The sequence below is a fragment of the Bradyrhizobium sp. WSM4873 genome, from assembly GCF_055811355.1.
Window position 1 is genome coordinate 151,767 of sequence record NZ_JBVVPS010000006.1, and the last position, 21,379, is coordinate 173,145.

Sequence of the window (21,379 nt, forward strand, 5' to 3'; positions counted from 1 at the left end):
CCCCCCCCCCCCCCCCCCCCGCGCCGCCGGCCCCCCCCCCCCCCCGCCCCGCGGCCCCCCCCCCCCGCCCCCGGCCCCCCCCCCCCCCCCCCCCCCCCCCCCCACGGCAGTCACGATAGAGGCGCCAGCCCGCGAGGAGGCACCGTTGCCGAGCTTGGCTACGACCGGAACGCCCGCATAGAGCGATTCCCAGGTGCTGACGCCGCCGTTTTGCGGGAACGTATCGAGCGAGATGTCGACGTTCGCAAACGCCCGCAGGTGCTCGTGGCGCGGCGTCGAGCCAAGGCAGGTGATATTCACCTCGGCAACGCCCTGCGCCATGAACCGCGCGACCAAATTGTCGCGCAGCATGGGATCGTCAAGCAGAGAATGCTTGATGACGATCTTCGAACCCGTCACCTCCCGCATCACTTTCGACCACACGCGGATGGCCTCGTCCGAGATCTTGTAGATCCGGTTGAACACGCCGAAGGTGACATAACCGTTGCGGAGCATGGGCGGCTCCGATGCAGGTACATCCAAAATGGGATCGATCGTGATCAGGCACGGCAGGTCGTAGACCGTTTCAGCCAGCAGATGGCGCGCCGATTGCGGAATGAAGACGGGATCCGCGAGCACATAGTCCATGGTCTGAAGGCCCGTGCCCGTGGCGTGTCCGAAACCCGTGACCTGGATCGGGGCCGGCTTGCGGGCGAAGACGTGGAGTCTGTTGCCGGTCGAATGCCCTGACACGTCGATCAGGATGTCGATCCCGTCGGCCTGGATACGATCGGCCAACTCGTCATCCGACATCTGCCAGGCGTCGACCCAGACGTCCGCCATGGACTTGAATTCGTCTGTTATCTCATCTTGTAACGGCGAACACGAATAGCAGACGGTCTCGAACCTGGCGTGATCATGATGGCGCAGCACTGGTAACACAGCGAACGCTGCCGAGTGGTTCCTGAATTCGGAAGCGACATATCCGATTAGAAGCCGCTTGTCCGGATCGAGTGCGCGGGGCGCCAACGCCCTTCGCGGCAATTTGGCGCCGATCGCATCCCACCATTGTTTTCGCGCAGCCTGCTGAACCGCGAAATCGGCCTCCGGGAGATAGTCCAGGAAGAATATCTTGCGCCCGATCAAGTCCGCATAATCAGGCGCAATTGCCAGCCCCGCATCGAGATGTTCGAGCGCCGTCGCAATGTCTCCCTGGCTCGCGTAGCAGGAAGCCAGAAGCGCAATTCCAATGTCGGACCGCGGATTTTCCTCGAGCAAGGTTTTGACCGCCGCAATCGCCTCGGCCGTGTTGCCCTTGAGAATGTTGACTTGCGCCTTCCCCTGCAAGGCCACTTCGAGCCTTGGCGAAAGCGCCAGCGCCGCATCGAAGTCCGCGAGCGCCTGCTCCAGCCGCAACAGATCGAGATTGAGCCGTCCGCGCTGCGCCAGAATTGTCGGCGAAGCCGGCTTGATCGCGAGCCCTGCCGCGATCGCTGCGGCCGCCTCTTCATAGTGCCGGAGTTCGATGCATACCATGCCCCTGCCTGCGATCGCTTCCGCGTGACGCGGCTGAAACACGACGGCGCGATCGAAACTCTCCTTGGCGCGTTGGAACTGGCGTTCGATCAGCTCCGCCATGCCGCGATTGCAAAATGCATCGGCATAATCCGGCTTCAGCCTGATAGCGCGATCGTGCAGCTCGATAGCCTGCTCGGCGAGGCCCATGTGCAGCAGCGTATTGCCGAGGTTGGTCAAGGCGATCGGAGAATTCGGCTTCAGCGCAATGGCCCTCTCCTGGCATGCGCGGGCGTCCTGAAATTTCTGGAGATTGAAATACACTGCCCCGAGATTACCATGGGCATCGGGCGACCGCGGATCGAGCGCGGTCGCGCGCTCCAGCAATTGTTGCGCCTCCTGGAGTCGCCCACCATCATACGCGCGCAAGCCGAGCAGGTGCGCTGCGTCGAAATGATCCGGAACCTTCGTCAAAATCCGGCGGCAGAGTGTCTCGACCTCCGCGTATCTGCCCTGCCCGAGTGCCTGAACCGCGTCGGACATGAGCGCGTCCGCCTGCTTCTTCAATTTCTTGTGCAATCGCGCGTTCTGGAATGCGCGCGCGCCGGCGCTGCTCTGCAAAGTCTCTCTCCGGGGTATGGCTCGAAAAGAGGCTGGCCGATTCGCATGGTGCCAAGCTGGCGGGTCGGTTAGACCAGCGACGCCACCGGATTGCAGGTGCTCAGCGCAGGATCTGGCTCAAGAACAGTTTTGTGCGGGCGTGCTGCGGGGCCGCGAAGAACTGGTTAGGCGTGTTGGCTTCGATAATCTGGCCCGCGTCCATGAACACCACGCGGTTGGCGACCTCGCGGGCAAAGCCCATCTCGTGGGTGACCACCAGCATGGTCATGCCCTCCTCGGCAAGGTCGACCATGGTGTCCAGCACCTCCTTGACCATTTCGGGGTCGAGCGCCGAGGTCGGCTCGTCGAACAACATCACCTTCGGGTTCATCGTCAGTGCGCGGGCAATCGCGACGCGCTGCTGCTGACCGCCGGACATCTGTCCTGGAAACTTGTTGGCCTGGTGCGGAATCTTGACCCGCTCCAGAAACTTCATCGCCGCCGCTTCGGCGTCCTTCTTGGGGATGTTGCGCACCCAGATCGGCGCCAGCGTGCAATTGTCCAGCACGGACAGGTGCGGAAACAGGTTGAAGCTCTGGAACACCATGCCGACTTCGCGCCGCACCGCATCGACATGCTTCAGGTTCGGCCCGAGTTCGATGCCGTCAACGACGATCTCGCCTTCCTGAAACTCCTCGAGCGCGTTGATACAGCGGATCAGCGTCGACTTGCCCGAGCCGGAGGGGCCGCAGATCACGATCCGCTCGCCCTTCTCGACCGCAAGGTCGATGTCGCGCAGCACGTGAAACTCGCCGTACCATTTGTTCAGGCCGGAAATCTTGACGATGGGGTCGGACATGGTGACCTCGATCAGTTGCGGCGGTGAGCGTTGAGGCGGTGCTCGACGAAGAGCGAGTAGCGTGACATTCCAAAGCAGAAGATGAAGTAGATGATCCCGGCGAAGGCGAACCCGGTGAACGCGGTCGACGGCGACGACCATTTCGGATCCGAGAACGACGCCCGCAGCGAGCCCAGCAGATCGAACAGCGCCACGATCGAGACCAGCGAAGTGTCCTTGAACAGCGAGATGAAGCTGTTGACGAGGTTCGGAATGACGTGGCGTAGCCCCTGCGGCAGCACGATCAGTGAGGTCGTCTTCCACCAGGACAGCCCCAATGCCGCGGCTGCCTCGCCCTGCCCGCGCGGGATCGCAGCCAGCCCGCCGCGGACGTTCTCGGCCTGATAGGCGCCCGTGAACAGCGAAATTCCAATCAGCGCACGCACGAGACCATCGACCGTGAAATTGCCCGGGAGAAACAGCGGCAGCATGTAGGTGGCGAAGAACAGGACGGTGATCAGCGGCACGCCGCGCCAGAACTCGATGAAGGCGATCGAGAAGATCCGGATCAGCGGAATGGTCGAGCGGCGGCCAAGCGCCAGCGCAATGCCGATGGGCAGCGAGGTGACGATGCCCGTGACGGAGACCACCAGCGTCACCAGAAGTCCGCCCCACAGGTTCGTCTGCACGATCGGCAGTCCGCCGTGATCGAGCCCCATCAGCTTGATCACGATTGCGATGGCGGCGAAGGTGACGATGCTGGATGTCAGGGCCCGCCCCCCGGTGCGGAGGCCGCCGCCGAGAACGAAGGCAATCAGGGAGACGACCGCGGCCGTAATGGCGAAATCGGCCCAGACCGACTGGCCCGTCCCCTGGAGCTGGTCACGCAGCCAGGTCAGCGGAAAGATCAGCCAGTAGATCGCGGTTCCCACGAGCACGATGACATTGCCGACGACCCACAACAGCGGCGCGGCAGAGGACGTCTTGCCGAGACTGAGCAGAGCCTGCCCGGCGCCGATGATGCTGTCGTCGAACAATTGCAGCAAGTCAGCAGTCCAGCTCAGGCCAAATCCCTTGATGCCGCCGCCATGCAGCAGAAAGAATGCGACCACTGGAAACGCGAAGAAGAACAGGCCTGCGTTCAATCCTTTCGACGGCAGTCGCGGAATGAGCAGCGGCACCAACAGGACCACTGACAGGACCAGCGTGAGGTTCACCCGCCAGCGCTCGGCTTCGGGGTAGAAGCCGTAGATCAATTGCGGCAGCTTGGCCTGGATGTAGGGCCAGCAGGCGCCGACCGCAAAGCCGGCGTTCTCGGCGAGGCAGGCCGTGCGATCCTTGCCGGTCCAGACTGCATCGACCATCAGGAATTTGACGGAAGGAACGACGGTGAACCAGAGCAGCAAGGCGCCGACGATCGTGAGCAGGATGTTGGTCGGCGAGTTGAACAGGCGGGTCCGCACCAGGCCGACGAAGCCCGTGGTCTTCACCGGCGCGGGACGCTCATCAAGAAGTTCCTGGCGGACGAAGCTGGACGTGGTGATATCGCTCATGCGCCGAGACTCCGGCTGACGCGCCAACCGTAGACGCTCATGACGGCGCTGGTGATCAGCGAGATCAGGAGATAGACGCCCATCGTCATGGCGATGATCTCGATGGCCTGCCCGGTCTGGCTCAGCGACGTGCCGGCGAACACGGAGACGAGGTCGGGATAGCCGATCGCGACGGCCAGCGACGAATTCTTGGTGAGGTTGAGATATTGGTTGGTCAGCGGCGGAACGATGACGCGCATCGCCTGCGGCACGACCACCAGGCGCAGCGTGGTGCCGCGGCTCAGGCCCAGCGACGATCCCGCCTCCATCTGTCCGCTGTGGACGGAGAGGATGCCCGCGCGCACGATCTCGGCGATGAAGGCAGCCGTATAGGTCGACAAGGCCAACGTGAGCGCCACGAACTCAGGGATGATCCGGGAGCCGCCGGCGAAATTGAAGCCCTTGAGCTGCGGCAGCTCGAAGCTGAAGGGCAGACCCGCTACCAGCATGGTGACAAGCGGCAGTCCGAACAGCAGGCCCAGCACATAGGGCCAGATCCGGATCACCTGACCCCGCTGGAACAGCGCCCGGCGCGCATGGATGCGCAGCGCCACCGAAGCCACGATGCCGAGCGCCAGCACCGCAAGAAACGCCTCGAAGCCGCTCTCGCCGATCGGGCGGGGAATGACGAGACCGCGATTGCTGACGAAGGCGATGCCGAGCAGCGAAATGCTCTGTCGTGGATTGGGCAAGGCAGCAAGCACCGCCAGGTACCAGAACAGGATCTGGAACAGCACCGGCAAGTTGCGGATGATCTCGACATAGATTTCGCCAATGCGCGCGAGCAGCCAGTTGGGCGACAGGCGGCACAGCGCAACGATGAAGCCGATCACGGTAGCAAAGACGATGCCCACCACCGAGACCACGAGCGTATTGAGGAGCCCGACCAGGAACACGCGCAGGAACGTGTCCGAGCCGGTATACGAAATCAGCGTCTGATTGACGTCGAAACCGGCGTTGTTCGCCAGGAAGCCGAAGCCCGCCGCAATGTGCTGGTTCTCAAGGTTGGCGCGGGCGTTGGAGACGATTTCATAGGCAATCCAGCCCAGGACCGCGGCGAAGACAAACTGGACGGCGATGCCGTTCCAGCCTGTCTTGCCCCCCAGCACGCGCCTGATCTTCAGCGCGATCTGGGGCGGGGGTTTGCGAGCCTCGATGCTCATCGCCGCGAGCGCGGGTCAGGCGGGATCAGCGGATCGGCGGGGCGTATTGGAGACCGCCCTTGTTCCAGAGATTATTGAGACCCCGATTGATACCAAGCGGCGAGCCTGCGCCGACGTTGCGGTCGAACACTTCGCCGTAATTGCCGACGGCCTTCACGATGCGCACCACCCAATCCTTGCTCAGGCCGAGCTGTTCACCGAAATTGCCGTCGGTGCCGAGGACGCGCTTCAGCTCCGGATTTTCCTGTTTCGTCTTCTCGTCGACGTTCTTCGCGGTCACGCCGAGCTCTTCGGCGGTGATCATGGCAAACAGCGTCCATTTCACGATGTCGAACCATTGGTCGTCGCCGTGGCGCACCATTGGTCCGAGCGGCTCCTTCGAGATGATTTCCGGCAGCACCATGTGATCGCCGGGATTGGCAAGCTTCAGGCGGTTGGCGTACAGCCCCGACTGGTCGGTGGTGAAGACGTCGCAGCGCCCGGCCTCGTAGGCCTTGACCGTTTCGTCGTTGGTGCCGAACGCGATCACCTCGTACTTCATGTTGTTGGCCTTGAAGTAGTCGGCGAGATTCTGCTCGGTGGTGGTGCCGGTCTGGACGCAGACCGAGGCGCTGTTGAGCTCGAGCGCCGAGTTCACCTTGAGCGACTTCTTCACCATGAAGCCCTGCCCGTCATAATAGGTCACGCCGGTGAAGTTGGCGCCGAGCGAGGTGTCGCGCGAGATGGTCCAGGTGGTGTTACGCGACAGCACGTCGACTTCACCGGATTGCAGCGCCGTGAAGCGGTCCTTGGCGGAGAGTGGCACGTATTTGACCTTGGTCGGATCGTTGAAGATCGCCCCGGCGATCGCGCGGCAGACGTCGACGTCAAGCCCGGTCCAGTTGCCCTTGTCGTCCGGCGAGGAGAACCCGGGCAGGCCCTGACTGACACCGCAGGACAGCATGCCCCGGTCCTTGACGGTCTTGAGCGTTTGCGCATCGGCGGCTTGGGCAGTCAGGCCGGCGGCGAGTGCGAGAGTGAGAGCCAGGGTTACGCGTTTCATGGGCTTTGGGCCTTTCAAAGTCGTCTCAAGGTCAGGAACGTTGTCTTTGCGATCGTCTCTGCCAGGGCTAGCCGTATCAAGACCAGCCTTGCAAGAGTCATGCTGGAAAACCTTGCCGATCACCCGCCGATCCCGGGAGGCCCTACCTTAATCCCCGCCGAAAGGCGCCCGCCGTTACGGCTGTAGCGCATGGTCCGGTCAAGCGATGGATCGAAGGTCGCGGCAGGCCCCTCAACATGCGGCGACTGAATAGCACTGCGATAACAGAACGACTGGCGTGCCGGGTCAAGGGGTTGACGGGACTCTTCTGTGTTCTGTTATTAACGACAGCGGCCTTTCGGCCAGCCCGCGGGCGCAGCGCGCCTGGTGGAAACGCGGTTTTGAAAGCAGACGCATGGATTCCTCACACCCCTCCGAGCAGCACGCCGAAACCCGGCTGGTCACCTCCGGCCGCGACAGCAAGGCGCAGAAGGGGTTCGTCAACCCGCCGGTCTTCCACGGCTCGACCGTGCTTTATCCGACCGCCGAGGACCTGCACGCCCATCGCGGCGAGTTCCAGTACGGCCGGCACGGCACGCCGACGACCCGGGCGTTCCAGGAGACCCTGATGGCGCTGGAGGGGCCGCAATGCGCCGGCGTCGGCATCGTGCCGTCGGGTCTGTCGGCGATCTCGACCACCCTGCTCTCTGTGCTGAAGGCCGGCGACCACATCCTGGTCTGCGACAACGTCTATCGGCCCTCGCGCAATTTCTGCAACGGCATGCTCACCCGCTACGGCGTCGAGACCACCTACTTCGATCCGATGATCGGGGCCGGCATCCACAAGCTGTTCAAGCCCAACACAAGCGCCGTGCTGGTCGAGGCGCCCGGCTCGCAGTCGTTCGAGATGCCGGACATCCGCGCCATCGCCGAGGTCGCGCATGCGCGCGGCGCGCTCGTCATCGACGACAACACCTGGGCGACGCCGCTCTATCACCGCTCGCTCGAACAGGGCGTCGACATCAGCATGCAGGCCGCCACCAAATATATCGGCGGCCATTCCGACATCATGTTCGGCACCATCTCGGCCAATGCCAGGGCCTGGCCGCAGATCGCCGAAGGCATCCGCCTGCTCGGCGTCTGCGCCGGTCCCGATGACGTCTTCCTGGCACTGCGCGGCCTGCGTACGCTGTCGGTGCGGCTGGCGCAGCATCATCGCTCCGGGCTCGACATGGCGCGCTGGCTTGCGAGCCGTCCCGAGGTCGCGCGCGTGCTGCATCCGGCGCTCGAGACCGATCCGGGCCATGCGATCTGGAAGCGCGACTTCACGGGCGCGTCCGGCCTGTTCAGCATCGTCTTGAAGCCGGCGCCGCAGAAGGCGGTCGACACCATGCTCGATACGCTCAAACTGTTCGGCATGGGCTTCTCCTGGGGCGGCTTCGAGAGCCTGGTGATTCCCTTCGACTGCGATGGCTACCGTACCGCGACCAAGTGGGCCCCGGGCGGCCCGACGCTGCGTCTGCATATCGGGCTCGAAAGTGTCGACGACCTCAAGGCCGACCTCGATCGCGGCTTTGCTGCCCTCAAGGCAGCAATGTGAGCCTGCTCACAAGGCATCGCGCCTGCGGACGCGCCAACGCGCGCCGCGGGAACGCGCAGCTGCCGCAAACGTTAAGGTCGACGCGCCAACAATCGGTTTGATCCCCTGTCGTTTGGCGCTAGCCTCACCAATCGACTCCAATCCGGACACGGAGCATGGGAACGTTGGTACTGCTCGATCTGATGGGCGGCGTGGCGCTGTTGCTGTGGGGCCTGCACATGGTCCACAGCGGGATTCTGCGCGCCTTTGGCCCGGACCTGCGACGGCTGCTCGGCAAGGCTCTCGGTAACCGCTTCAACGCGTTTGCCGCCGGTCTCGGGCTGACGGCGCTGCTCCAGAGCAGCACCGCCACCGCGCTGCTCACCAGTTCGTTCGCAGCCGAGGGCCTGCTCAGCCTGGTCACCGCGCTCGCCATCATGCTCGGCGCCAATGTCGGCACGACGTTGATCGTGCAGGTGCTGTCGTTCAACATCGCCGCCGTCGCGCCGGTCCTGTTCGTGCTCGGACTGGTCGCCTTCCGTGTCGGTCCACGCTCGCGGATCAAGGATGTCGGCCGTGTCTTGATCGGTCTCGGACTGATGCTGCTGTCGCTGCACATCCTGCTCGACACGCTGGCGCCAGCCGAGAACGCACCGGGCGTCCGCGTCATGATGTCCTCCATCACGGGCGATCCCGTTCTGTGCATCGTGATCGCAGCGCTCGTCACCTGGGCGGTGCATTCGAGCGTCGCCAGCGTGCTGCTGATCATGTCACTCGCCTATTCGCAGTTCATCTCGCCTTACGCGGCGCTCGCGCTGGTGCTCGGCGCCAATCTCGGCAGCGCCATCAATCCCGTATTCGAAGGCGCCAAGCGTGACGATCCCGCCAGCTATCGTCTGCCGGTGGGCAATCTCGTCAATCGCGTGATCGGGATCGCGCTCGTCCTGCCCTTCCTGGGCCCGATCGCCGAGCACATGCACGCCTGGCAGCCGGATCTTGCCAGGATGACGGCGGCGTTTCATATCGCCTTCAACGTCGGAACGGCCATCATCTTCATCGGCCTGCTCGATACCATGTCGCGCCTGCTGACGCGGCTCCTGCCCGATCGTGTTCAGGAGGCCGATCCGGCCCGGCCGCGCTATCTCGACGAGACCGCGCTGGAATCGCCGTCGCTGGCGCTGGCCGATGCGGGCCGCGAAACCCTGCGCATGGGCGATCTCGTCGAGATCATGCTGCGCAAGGTGATGGCCGCAATGATGAGCGGTGACCGCGCGCTGGTCGACCAGGTCTCGAAGATGGACAACATCGTCGACGGCCTCGACGAAGCCATCAAGCTCTACGTGACCAAACTCATGCGCGGCAGCCTCGACGAGAGCGAGGGCCGGCGCGCGATGGAGATCATCTCCTTCGCCATCAATCTGGAACATATCGGCGACATCATCGACAAGAGCCTGAGCGAGCTTGCGACCAAGAAGATCAAGCGCCGCTTCCAGTTCTCGCCCGAGGGCGCCGAGGAGCTCGCCGCCTTCCACAAGCGCACGATGGATTCGCTGCGCATCGCCTTCGGCGTCTTCATGTCGGGCGACGCCAACGAAGCGCGCAAGCTGCTGGTGGAGAAGACTGCGCTGCGCAACACGGAGCTTGCCGCCGTCGAGCGCCACCTCGACCGCCTCCGCGAGGGCCGTCCCGAGACCATCGAAACCACGTCGCTGCATCTCGACGTGCTGCGCGACCTGCGCCGCATCCACTCGCATATCTGCTCAGTCGCCTATCCCGTGCTCGACGCGGCCGGCGAGCCCCATCGCAGGCACGAGGCGGGGACCGCCGCCCTGCCTGCAACAGGCGCGGCGTCAGCATTGCCGCGCTAGTCGCCTTGGATCAGCGCTCCAGCGCCTTTGACGCGCGGCCGCGGTTCTTCACGATCAGCATGATATTGCGGATATAGATGATGGTCGCGAGCGCCTGGCCGAGGATGATGACAGGCTCGCGCTTGACGACGCCGTAGACCAGCGTCATCAGTCCGCCACCCATGGAGCAGAACCAGAACGCCATCGGCACCACGCTGTTGCCGGCGCGCTCGCTCGCGATCCACTGCACCAGGAAGCGCGCTGTGAAGAACAGCTGCGCGACGAGGCCGAACGCCAGCCAGAAGTCGAACTTGGCGACGAAGACGTCGTAGAAATAGTTGCTCAGCGCCTGACCGTATTGGATGATCATGCCTTCACCTCAGTCACTTCCGGCGTCGGCTTCTTGCGGCGGATCAGCCACCAGACGCCCACGAGATCCATGATGCCGATCCACAGCCGGTCGAAGAAACCGTAGTTAGACACGCCGGAATGTCGCGGGCGGTCGATCACGTCGACATAGGCGATCTCGTAGCCCTCGCGGCGCACCAGCGCCGGCAGGAAACGATGCAGCCCGTCGAAATAGGGCATCATCAGGAACACATCGCGCCGGAACGCCTTTAGGCCGCAGCCGGTATCGCGCGTCCCATCCTTCAGGATCGCGTTGCGGACGCCGTTGGCGACACGCGACTGGAACTTCTTGAAGCCGGTATCCTTGCGGCCGACGCGTTGTCCGGCGGCAAGTCCGACCTTGCTTCCGTTCTCGACAGCCGCGATCAGGTCGGGCAGGAAGGCCGGATTGTTCTGGCCGTCGCCGTCGAGCGTCGCCACGATCGCGCCGCGTGCCGCACGCACGCCGCTGCGCACAGCCGCGGATTGGCCGCCCGATTTGGCATGGCGCAGCTGGCGCAGATTGTCCCGCTGCTTCATGACCGCGCCGAGCCGTTCGCCGGTCGCGTCCGTCGAACCATCATTGACGTAGATGATCTCATAGGCCCAGCGGCCGTCGAGCGCCGCGCCGATCTCCTCGATCAGCGGCACGATGTTGTCGGCTTCGTTGCGCACGGGAACGACGATGGAAACCGAGGGCTGGAAAACCGAAGGCTGGGACGACAAATCGAAGCTCGTGGTTGGAATTGGCTTGGCTCGGGAACCGGCGGTCCCGGCAGGCAGCCGCTTTTATGGGGCGGATGCCCCGTGGGCAACCCTTTTGAGGCGGCCTGAGACTGCCCCCGCAAGAGGCACAATGGTGCCGTCGGCACGGATGGCAAAGCCGAGCCTGCGGGCCGCGAACCAGTAGCGAACCGCCATCGCGCCGACCATGCCGACTAGGGCGCCGGCCACCACGTCACTCGGGTGGTGCGCAAGCAGCACCAGTCGCGTCAGCAGGATCACGATCGCGTAAGTGAACATGAACACGCGCAGGCGCGGCCACAGCGCCGAGACTGCAAACGCCAGCGCGAACGCCGTCACCGCATGCCCCGACGGCAGGCTGGCATAGGCCCCGGTCCCCTCGAACGGGATGAAGTTGAAGGGATTGGCCTTGCCGCCGACGAACGGACGTCCGCGGCCGATGAGATATTTCAGGATCTCGGCGACGGATATCGGCACGGCAACAGACAGAAACATGAACTGCAGTCGCGTGCCGAGGCCGAGCAGCAATGCGCGGCTTGTGCCGTGCAATCCCGCCGCAACCAGCACCAGCACCACCAGCACACCCCCGAGCGCCGAGAGCACATACTCGTCCTTGCCGAAATCGGTGAGAATGCGGATCGGCCACAGGCCCGGCGTGCCACGCGGCGGCATCAGCTGGATCTCGGTCAGGTCGAACACGACCATCAGCGCGATGACCAGGGCTGCACCTGCCGCACTGAGCCACAGCGAATGCCGCGCCAGCTTTCGCGCGGCCTCGGCGCGGCGCGAATGCGAGGGCGTACGCACGAGCTGCGCCAGGGCGCGCCCGGACATGGCAAGCAATTGCGCGGGATAGCTCGCGCGCGGCGCGATGTCGGTGGGCGCCGACATTCTACTCGGTGCCTTCCGAGCGGAAGATCGAGATCGAGATCGCACGCCCTTGCGAGAAATTATAGCCTTCGATGCGGGTACCAACCTTGTAGCGCAGCCCGATCGCCTCAGCGCGCTGCACGAAACCGCGCTCCGAACGCTGCTCGATCAGCGCGAACCGGCAGCTTCCTTGCCGCAGGAAATCCGCAGCGCCCGAACCGTCGGTGAGCAGCGTCTGCGTACCCGTGAGGAAGACGAGGCTCGGCTCGTGATAGCCGGCCGCGGCCGCCTTCGGGCCGACGCAGGTGACGTTCCGAAGCGCGCGTGCGATCTCGATGCTCGGAAACAGCGGCGTCAGCGACGGCAGCACGATCCCGTAGACCGTCACCGCGAGCATCAGGGCTGCGACCAGCGCGTTGAGCAGCGAGCGCTCGGCGTGATTGTTGTCATGAAGCCACCAGGCGAACAGGCCGAAGATCAGCGAGGCCGCGATGAACGGCCAGGCCACGAAAGCAGGCTGCCGGGTCAGCATCACCGCGCCGACGACCGCGATGATCGAGCCGCCAACGGGGATCGCGAACCACCAGGCCGAGCCGCGCATCAGCCAGGACCACGACAGCACGCGCCGCTCGAGCGCACCCGCGGTGAGGATCGCGATCGCAGGATACAGCGGCAGCACGTAATGCGGCAGCTTGGTCAGCACCGCCTCGAACACGATCCAGGACGGGACCAGCCAGGCCAGCAGGAATTGCGCGCCGGGCTCGCGCCGCGCGCGCCACACTGCGGGCGCCGCCATCGCCGCGAGCGGCGCGCCGGGCCAGAATGTGATCCAGAACAGCGCCAGATACAGTCCGGGCGGCGCGCCGTGGGATTCCTGCGCGCCCAACTTGCTCAACATGTCGCCGCCGACGGAATCGGCGAAGAAGGCATCGCCCGCGCGCCAGAAGATCGCGACGAACCAGGGCAGCACCAGCACCAGCATCCACATCAGGCCCCAGAGCGGGCGCAGCTTCCATAGCCAGGAGGCATCGCGGTCCTGGATCGCGAGCGCGACGATCGTCAGGCCTGCGAACATCAGGATCAGCGGGCCCTTGATCAGGATGCCGACAGCGAGAGCCGTCCAGAAGATCGCGGGCCAGCTCCAGGGCGGATGCGTCTCGTCCTCGGCGCGCTGCCAGGACAGATACGCCCGCGCCATCGCGCCCATCGCAGCGGTCACGCAGAACAGCAGCATCGCGTCGGTCTTGGCAAGCCGCGCCTCGACCCCGAGCAGCACGGACGCACACATCAGAAGTGCTGCAAGCACCGCGGCGCGCCGCGTAACGAAGCCAAGCGCCGTCCAATAGGTCATGAGCACGGCACCGATGGCGCCGATCAGCGACGGCAGCCGGTAGACCCAGATCCGCAACTCGGCCCGTGGCAGGCCGAGCGCCGATGCTGTCTCGACCGCGGCCGATTGCAGCCAGTAGATGCCGACCGGCTTCTTGTAGCGGACGTCCTCCTGGAAGCGGATGTCGATATAATCGCCGCTCTCGACCATCTGCTTGGTGGCCTGCGCAAAGCGCGCCTCGTCGCGGTCAACCGGCGGAATCGTAAAGAAGCCCGGCAGGAATAGCAGCAGCGCGCACAATAGCAGGAAGCTCACCGCGCGGACGTGGGTGGCCGTGGCAATGTCGAACATGGACACGAGCCGGCTGCCCGGATTCACCGGAGATTTCGGCTCGCGGGGAGCTCCAAAACGGGGTGTTGGGTAGGTCTCGGCCATCGGTTCCGCTTACGCTGAAACCGCCATCGCCACAACCGCTTGAGGCAGGGTCACTGAATTCGAATGACAACTGTGTCCGCGGCGCCCGTGGCATCGATGACGGTCAGCCGCGCAAAGCCCGGACCGGGCGGATCGATCAGCCGCTGGCGCCGTCCGTCAATCTCGCCCTGCGCCGTTCCGTTAACCATGACGGTCATGGGCAGGACGCCGCCGGCGACCTTGACCGGCATGGCTGCGCCGCCCTCGCCACCCGAGCGATCGACGTCGATCCGCGAGCCGTTCAGCGGAAACTGGATGTGCAGAGCCTGCTCGCCCCCGGTTCGCACTAGGTCCCCGACCGGGCGGAACCGCCTCAAGGGTAACGGCAGCTTGGCGTTGCTGGCAACGAGAGTTCCTTTCGGCGGCTTCGGCAACGGGAGGAGCGTCTTGCCGGTGCGGCCGAAGGCGTCGAACAGGATCGGCGCGGCGGCAACCCGACCGATCAGGCCCGGAACCGGCGCGCCGTCGGGCCGGCCGACCCAGACGCCGATGGTCATGCGCCCGTCAAATCCCATCGACCAGGCGTCGCGGTAGCCGTAGGAGGTGCCGGTCTTGAAGGCGATGCGGTTGTGAGCCGCGTTCTCCGGCGGCGGGGTGCCGAGCAGCACATTGCCGACCTGCCACGCCGCGACCTGATCGAGCAGCCGCAGCGGCTCGCGGTCGTCCCTCTCGCTCATGATCTCGCGCAACGGCCTGGTGGTGCCGAGCCGGGCGAAGCCCGCATAGAGCTGGGCGAGGTCCTGCAGCGTCACGCCGACGCCGCCAAGGCCCATCGCAAGTCCCGGCGCCTCGTCCTTGGGCAGCACCAGATTGCCACCGGCCTGGCGCAGCCGCGAGGCCAGCCGGCTCGCGCCGACGCGGTCCAGCAGCACGATCGCGGGCACGTTCAGCGACAGCTGCAGCGCCTTCTTCACCGCCACCGTGCCCTGGAACGTCATGTCGAAATTTTCCGGCGCGTAGGAGCCGAAGCGCACGGGCCGATCGTCGATCAGACTGTCGGGGTGAACGAAGCCGTCCTCGAAGGCGAGCCCATAGATGAACGGCTTCAGCGTCGAGCCCGGCGACCGAATGGCGCGGGTCATGTCCACCTGCCCTGCCCGGCGCTCGTCGAAATAATCCGCCGAGCCGACGCGCGCGAGCACGTCGCCGCTCTCATTGTCGACGACGATGATGCCGACCGAGATGTTCCGCCCCAACGCAATGGCACGATCGCGCGCCAGCGGCTCCAGTACCTTCTGGAGGTTGGCATCGAGCGTCAGCTTGATGACAGGCGCGTCCTTGACCGTCGCAAGCGCCGCATCGGAGGCGTGCGGCGCCAGGATCGGCATCGGTTTGCGCAGCTTTGGCACGGGAACGGCCTTGGCCTGCTTGGCGTCGTCGGGGCTAATTTGTTGTTCCTCGACCATGCGGTCGAGCACGCGGTCACGCGCTTTGCGCGCCGCATCGGGATGGCGATCGAGCCTGCGGGTCTCCGGCGATTGCGGCAGCGCGACCAGCAATGCCGCTTCGGCCAGCGACAGCCGCTTCGGCTCTTTGCCGAGATAGGCGATCGAGGCGGCGCGAATGCCCTCGAGGTTGCCGCCGTAGGGCGCGAGCGCGAGATAGAGGTCGAGGATCTGCTCCTTGCTCAAGCTGCGCTCGATCTCGATCGCACGCACCATCTGCCGCAGCTTTGCATAAAGCGAACGCTGCCGCCGCGGCTCCATCAGCCGCGCGAGCTGCATCGAGATGGTCGAGCCGCCCGACACGATGTGGCCGCGGGTCCCAAGCTGAAACGCAGCGCGCCCCAGTGCCAGCGGGTCGATGCCGTCATGTGCGTAAAAGCGCTGGTCCTCATAGGCGAGCAGCAGCTTGAGATAGGTCGGATCGACGTTCGTTTTTGTCTCGACCGGCAGCCGCCAGCGACCATCCGCCATCGCATAGGCGCGCAGAAGCTTGCCGTTGCGATCGACGATGGTGGTGGAGACCTGGCGGGCTTCGTCGAAAGGCAGCGGGCCGAGGGAGTAAACCCAGGCGACGAAGCCGACGATGGTGAGAATGAGCGCGAAGGCGGCTATCGGCAGGACGCGACGGCCCCAGCTCCGCGCTCCGTCATGGCCGGGCTTGTCCCGGCCATCCACGTTCTTGCCGGCGGCACCACAGTCCGTGGATGCCCGGGACATCTGCGCGAAGACGCGCTTCGCGCTTTTGCCCGGGCATGACGACACAGTATGTGGCTCGGCTTTCATCTCATTCACTTCGCCGCCCGCACCTCGACCGTGCCGGTCCCGGTGCGGCCATAGCGCGAGGGATTGTACATGTCTTCGACATAGGCCTGCGGCAGCACGTATTTGCCGGGCGAGACCACACGCACGACGTAGGCCACGGTGAAGACCGCCTTCGAATCCGAGGCCCGGTCGACGGCAGCCGTGAAGCGGTCGTCGCGGAACTCGGTGTCCTCTGGCTCTTCGCCATCCTCGATCCAGCCCAGCGTGCCGCTGTCGCCCGACGACACCAGTTTCGGATTGTCGATCTCCAGGCCGGCCGGCAGATAGTCGGACACCATGATGTGGCCGTATTCGGGCTTGGCCTCGGTGATCTTCAGCACCACGGCGAAGCGGTCGTTCTGCTTGACCTTGCTGATATCAGCAGGCTTGCCGTCGAGCGTGAAGAAACTGCGCTCGATCTTGAAGCCGTTCGATGCCGCAGGCTCCGGCGTCACCGGCGAACCCGACACCGAGACCACCGCCTGCACCGGCGCGTCTCCGGTGTTGGTGATCTTCAGCGGCTTGCCCTCCAGGGTCGCGGCCTTGTAGCTGCGGTACAGCGCGGTCTTGACCGGCTGGCCGTCCACCTCCATCGACAGGTTCTCCTTGGCGAGCGCGCGCGCCGCCAGCACCAGCCACGCATTCTCCTGCGTGGAGGTGTAGGGCGTCAGCCCGCGCGCAGTCTCGACCCGCGACACCGCCTGCGTCAGCGTCGCCTTCGGCGCATTGCCTTCACTGGCAAGCGATACCAGCGCCGCGGCATCGCGGAGCTGCGAGCCGTAGTCGGTGCGGCCGAACTCCAGCACGGGTTTTGGGGCGAGACTGTCGAGCGCTGCGCCATAGACCCGCTCCGCGCGGTTGCGGTCGCCGACCAGCGCGAGCGCGGCGGCGAGCTGCGATTTCGCGATGGGAGTTGCGAGGTTGCTCAGCTTGGTGTCGGCGAGATAGCGGAGGTCGCCGATCGGCGCCGCGCCGTTGCGCGCCAGCACATAGAGGCCGTAGGCGAGATCTCGGCCGCCGTCCTTCTCCGGCTCGTTGCCGTTGACGACGGAGTTGCGGATACGATCCAGCGCGGTCTTGAACAGCACGTCCGGGACCACAAAGCCCTTTTCGCGGGCGCGGGTCAGGAAGTCGGTCACGTACGCGTCGAGCCAGGCGTCGTCACCGCCTGCCGACCACAGCCCGAACGAGCCGTTGGAGCCCTGACGGGCCAAAAGCCGCTCAATCGCGTCACGGATGCGCTGGTCGACCTCGGTGTCCATGGCCAGATGCGCGCCGGCCGCGAGATCGTTGACATAGAGCAACGGCATCGCCCGGCTCGTGATCTGCTCCGAGCAGCCATAGGGATAGCGATCGAGCGCCTTGAGGATCGTCGCCGCATCGAGCGCAGTCGACAGGCTGGCCGAGACGGAGACGCTGCCGGTGCCCGGAACGAGATCGGCGAACATATCCGAGGTCAACGTCAGGCTCTCACCCTTCGCGAGCGTCCGGATCGAGCGCCGCGCCAGGACTTGCGTCGCCGCCTTGACGTCGAGCGCATAATGGCGTGCCAGCGCCAGGCCGTTCGGCCCCTTGATGTCGACGTCGAGCGTCGCCTGCCCCGCCGCCGTCGCGTCGATGGCGAGCGTGAACGAATTCCGCTGCTTGGCGGCGAGCTTGACCGTGGTTGCGGGATTGCCGGTCATCTTCACCGGCCCGCCCGTCTTCACGTTGATGACGTAATCGCCCGCCTGCCCCTCGACATTGTCGATCTCGAGATTGACCGTCCCGTGGTCGCCGTTGAGCAGGAAGCGCGGCAGGGTCGTGGTCAGCACGACAGGGTCGCGGATCACGATATCGGTGTTGGCGCGACCGAGCTTGGTCGCGGTCCACGCCACCGCCATCACGCGCGCGGTGCCGGCGAACTCCGGAATGTCGAAGCTCACTTCTGCGGTGCCGTCGGCGGCAACGGTGACGATGCCCGAATAGAGCGCGAGCGGCTTTTGCGCGGGCGGCGAGCCCTGGAGCTCGGCGGCACCGGCGTCGCCGCCGGACTTGATCTGCCCGCGCGTGCCCGACATGCCGTCGATGAGTTGCCCATAGAGATCGCGGATCTCCGCGCTCAGGCGGCGCTGGCCGAGATAATAGTCGTCCGGCGCCGGCGGCTTGTAATTGGTGAGATTGAGGATGCCGACGTCGACCGCGGCGATGACAATCTTGGCGTCTTCGCCCGGATTGAGCCCGTCGAGCTTGACGGGGATCTTCAACATTGCATTCGGCCGGATGAGAGCCGGCGGCGTCAGCTTCACTTGTAACGTGCGGGTCTGCTTGTCGATGCCGAACCATTTGAGTCCGATCGCCCGGCCCGGCATGCGCTGCGCGGCCGCATCGAGCGGCCGGCGCAGCGTCGCCACCACATAGGCGCCGGTGCCCCAGTCCTTGCCGACCGGGAGCTTCACCTGCGCGGTGCCTTCCTTGACGTCGATGGTCTGCGTCGTCAGCAGGCGATCGCCGAGCACGTTGACGGTCAGCTTGCCGGCGCTGCGGACATTGACCGACACGGTCATCGTGTCGCCCGAGGCGTATTGCGGCTTGTCGATCGAGGTCTCCAGGAGGTCCGGCGTGTCGGCGCTGCCGTCGGAATACCAGCCGACGTCGAACTGTACCGAGGTCACGGGCCCGTCGGCGTCGTTCGACTTCACGTCCAACCGGTAGCGGCCGGGCCGTGGCGTCAGCGAAATCCGCGACGGCTTGTCCGCGGCGACGGTCACGTCGCCATCAGAAACGCGCGAGGCCGATTTGACCGGCTCGTACTCCCAGTAATTGCTCTGGCGATACCATTGGTAGCGCGACTCCATCTTCAGGAGCTCGTAGCGCAGGCCGTCGCGGCGCAGCCTCTCGCCCTCGGGCGAGACGAACACGACATCGAACTCGGCCTTGTCGCCCTCGGCGACGTTCTTGTCGCCGAATAGCGGCTTGATGCCGATCATGGCGGCAGCAGGCGCGACCGGCAGCACGATCTTGCGTTCGACGGCGCGGCCGCCGGTCTCGACCATGCGGACGAAGATCTGCGCCTCCTGCGGCCGCGTCGAGGCCGGCTGCTTGTCGAGCGTGACCGGGAAGGTCGCAACGCCGTTGGCGTCAGCTTCCGGCAGGTTTTCCAGCGGCGTGCGCTCGTTCGAGGTGGTCTCCTCATCGGCGACGCCGAACTGGTAGCCGGCGAAGCCCGGCCGCTCGGACGCGGGCGAGACCAGCATGTCGCCTTCAAGCGCCAGCCCGGAGGCCGGCGCGCCATAGAGGAAATGACCGTCCGCCTTAAGCTCCACTGGAGCGTTAGCTTTGATCAGCTTGTCCTTGGCAGACAAGTCGAATTCGATCCGGTCAGGGACGTAATCCTCGACCATGAAGGTGGTCTCGCCGACCGAAGAGCCCTTCGGATCGGTGAAGGCGCGCACCCGCCAGGTCCCGGTCGGGACGGCCGAGTTGAGCGGCATGGATAAGGTGCGCCCGCCGGCGCCCTGGTCGGACAGCACGGCGCGGCGGTATTCGACACCGTCGGGACGCTCGATCACCAGGGTCATCGGCCCGCCCGTGACGGCGTTGCCCTGCCCGTCGCGCAATAGCGCGGTGAGATAGACGGTCTCGCTGGAGCGGTAGACGCCGCGCTCGGCATAGACAAAGGCGTCGGCGCCCGCAGGCACGACCCTGCCCGAAACGCCACGGTCCGACAGATCGAAGGCGGAGGATTTGAGGCTGAGGAAAGCATAGTCGGCCTTCTCACCGGTCACGGTGAGCATCGCCGGCGACAGGCCGCCCTCGCCGCGCGCAAGCCCCGCCTCGAACAGCAGATGGCCGCTCTCATCGGTCTTGCGGGTGGCCAAAATCTCGTTGTTGCGCGCGACCAGCCGCACCTCGGCTTTGCCGACCGGATCGGTCGTGGCCAGCGAATTCACGAAAACATGGATACCGTCATTGCCGGAATAGGCCGTGACGCCGAGATCGGAGACGATGAACCATTGGGTGGCGAGCTGGTAGTCGTCGTCCGAACCCGGCCCCTTGGCCGCAGCCGTCATCACATAGACGCCGGGCTGGAGTTCGCCCAGCGCCTGGTCGACCGGGAACGCCGTGGTGACGTCCTGGTTCAGCGTCATCGCGGTCGCGAGCTCGCCGGTCCAGACCTTGACGCCGCGCTCGCCGCCGAGATCGCTGAGCTGGTATTTCGACAGGGTCTTCCGGAAATCGCTGTCGACCACCGTGTTGATCAGATTGCGGTCGCCGATCCGGAACACGTTGATGTTGACGGCTGGCGTGTTGACGCTGACCACGGGAATGCCGCGCTGGCCGGTCCTCGGCAGCACATAGGCGCGACTAGTGAAGCGCACGAAGGGCTTGCGGTCGCGCACATAGACGTTGAACTCGGCCGATTTCGGCAGGCCTTCCTTCACGGTGGACGGCAGGCCGGCGCGCAGATTGATGTTGTAGCGCTCGCCGTGCTTCAGCCCGTCGACGCAGAGCTGCTTGCCCTCGGCCGACAGCGCCGGCTTGTCCTGGCCCGCCAGCGCGAGGTACGGCGCGAAATCGGTGCGTTTTGCCAGCTCCTCCGAGAACTGGAAGCAGGCGCGCGGACTGGCGGAGTCCGAGTCCACGGTGTAGTCGAGCAGCCGAAAACCGTGCTCGTCGCGCATCTTCTCATACTGGCCGCGGACGTCGGCGACTTCCCGCATGTCGAGGGACAGCCGCAGCGCATCCAGCGCCGGCCGCCACAACTTGCGTTCGGACAGCGACTTGCCGAGCACTGCGAGCGCGTCGGCCTCCTCGCCCGCATTCCCGGCGCGCTGGTAGGCGATGTAGGCGGCGGTCGAGGCGCGCTCCAGCAGGAACGTCTGCTCGCTCGAGCTCTTCGGCGATATCTGGAAGATGACCTTTGCCAGGCGCAGCCAGTTGCCGGCGTCTTCCGGCGTGGTCGCCGCGATCTGGCCGAGCACCGACAGGCCGGTGCGGTAGTCGTTGCGCCGGAAGGCAGCATCGGCGTCGGTGCGCAAGCTCGCGCCGCTCTTGGCGACCGGCCCCGCCTCGCCCTTGATCTGCGCCTCCAGCTTGATCGCGGAATCGGCGAGGTCGTCCCGTTTGAAGGCTTTGTCGGCGGCCTGCGCTACGCTAAGGCCGAACGCCAGCGTGGCGCAGAGTGTGACGGCGCGAACAAGACCGATCATGG

13 protein-coding genes are annotated in these 21,379 nt (G+C 65.3%); 2 read left to right on the forward strand and 11 right to left on the reverse strand.

From position 1 onward, the window contains the following. The 5 genes from AC0L21_RS11685 to AC0L21_RS11705 form a co-directional block, all read right to left on the reverse strand. A partial coding sequence (locus tag AC0L21_RS11685) for a tetratricopeptide repeat protein (protein ID WP_473261412.1) occupies positions 1-2,115 on the reverse strand: 2,115 nt, incomplete at its 3' end. Positions 2,116-2,215: 100 nt separating this feature from the next. After that, positions 2,216-2,953, reverse strand: coding sequence for an amino acid ABC transporter ATP-binding protein (locus AC0L21_RS11690; protein WP_473261415.1), 738 nt, complete (start codon positions 2,951-2,953; stop codon positions 2,216-2,218). Positions 2,954-2,964: 11 nt separating this feature from the next. Then, complete coding sequence (locus AC0L21_RS11695; RefSeq protein ID WP_473261417.1) at positions 2,965-4,485, reverse strand: amino acid ABC transporter permease; 1,521 nt, start codon at positions 4,483-4,485, stop codon at positions 2,965-2,967. Next, positions 4,482-5,687 carry an amino acid ABC transporter permease gene (locus AC0L21_RS11700; RefSeq protein WP_473261419.1) on the reverse strand — a complete coding sequence of 402 codons (1,206 nt, stop codon included), beginning with the start codon at positions 5,685-5,687 and terminating at the stop codon, positions 4,482-4,484. Before AC0L21_RS11700 ends, AC0L21_RS11695 begins: the two co-directional genes overlap by 4 nt. 25 nt (positions 5,688-5,712) lie before the next feature. Further along, positions 5,713-6,729, reverse strand: a complete 1,017-nt coding sequence (locus AC0L21_RS11705) for an amino acid ABC transporter substrate-binding protein (RefSeq protein WP_027517914.1) — start codon at positions 6,727-6,729, stop codon at positions 5,713-5,715. 394 nt (positions 6,730-7,123) lie between these two features. Between AC0L21_RS11705 and metC the strand changes: the two genes are divergently transcribed. Both metC and AC0L21_RS11715 read left to right on the forward strand, forming a co-directional pair. After that, complete coding sequence (gene metC, locus AC0L21_RS11710; protein ID WP_473261421.1) at positions 7,124-8,308, forward strand: cystathionine beta-lyase; 1,185 nt, start codon at positions 7,124-7,126, stop codon at positions 8,306-8,308. A 155-nt stretch (positions 8,309-8,463) separates the two neighbouring features. Beyond that, positions 8,464-10,155 (forward strand): Na/Pi cotransporter family protein, encoded by a 1,692-nt coding sequence (locus tag AC0L21_RS11715; RefSeq protein ID WP_473261423.1) that lies wholly within the window; start codon positions 8,464-8,466, stop codon positions 10,153-10,155. A 10-nt stretch (positions 10,156-10,165) separates the two neighbouring features. Here AC0L21_RS11715 and AC0L21_RS11720 read toward each other — a convergent pair whose 3' ends face one another. From AC0L21_RS11720 to AC0L21_RS11745, 6 genes are all read right to left on the reverse strand, one after another. After that, a complete protein-coding gene (locus AC0L21_RS11720) occupies positions 10,166-10,504 on the reverse strand; it encodes a lipid-A-disaccharide synthase N-terminal domain-containing protein (protein ID WP_473261425.1) in 339 nt (112 codons plus the stop codon). Beyond that, complete coding sequence (locus AC0L21_RS11725; protein ID WP_473261427.1) at positions 10,501-11,247, reverse strand: glycosyltransferase family 2 protein; 747 nt, start codon at positions 11,245-11,247, stop codon at positions 10,501-10,503. The genes AC0L21_RS11720 and AC0L21_RS11725 overlap by 4 nt, the downstream gene beginning before the upstream one ends. A 63-nt stretch (positions 11,248-11,310) precedes the next feature. Next, positions 11,311-12,156, reverse strand: a complete 846-nt coding sequence (locus AC0L21_RS11730) for a phosphatase PAP2 family protein (protein WP_473261430.1) — start codon at positions 12,154-12,156, stop codon at positions 11,311-11,313. A 1-nt stretch (position 12,157) separates the two neighbouring features. Further along, complete coding sequence (locus AC0L21_RS11735; RefSeq protein WP_473261432.1) at positions 12,158-13,900, reverse strand: ArnT family glycosyltransferase; 1,743 nt, start codon at positions 13,898-13,900, stop codon at positions 12,158-12,160. 50 nt (positions 13,901-13,950) lie between these two features. Beyond that, positions 13,951-16,101, reverse strand: coding sequence for a penicillin-binding protein 1C (gene pbpC / locus AC0L21_RS11740; RefSeq protein ID WP_473261434.1), 2,151 nt, complete (start codon positions 16,099-16,101; stop codon positions 13,951-13,953). Positions 16,102-16,172: 71 nt separating this feature from the next. After that, positions 16,173-21,377: an alpha-2-macroglobulin family protein gene (locus AC0L21_RS11745; protein WP_473261436.1), complete on the reverse strand. Its 5,205-nt coding sequence runs from the start codon at positions 21,375-21,377 to the stop codon at positions 16,173-16,175. Between the last annotated feature and the right edge of the window lie 2 nt (positions 21,378-21,379).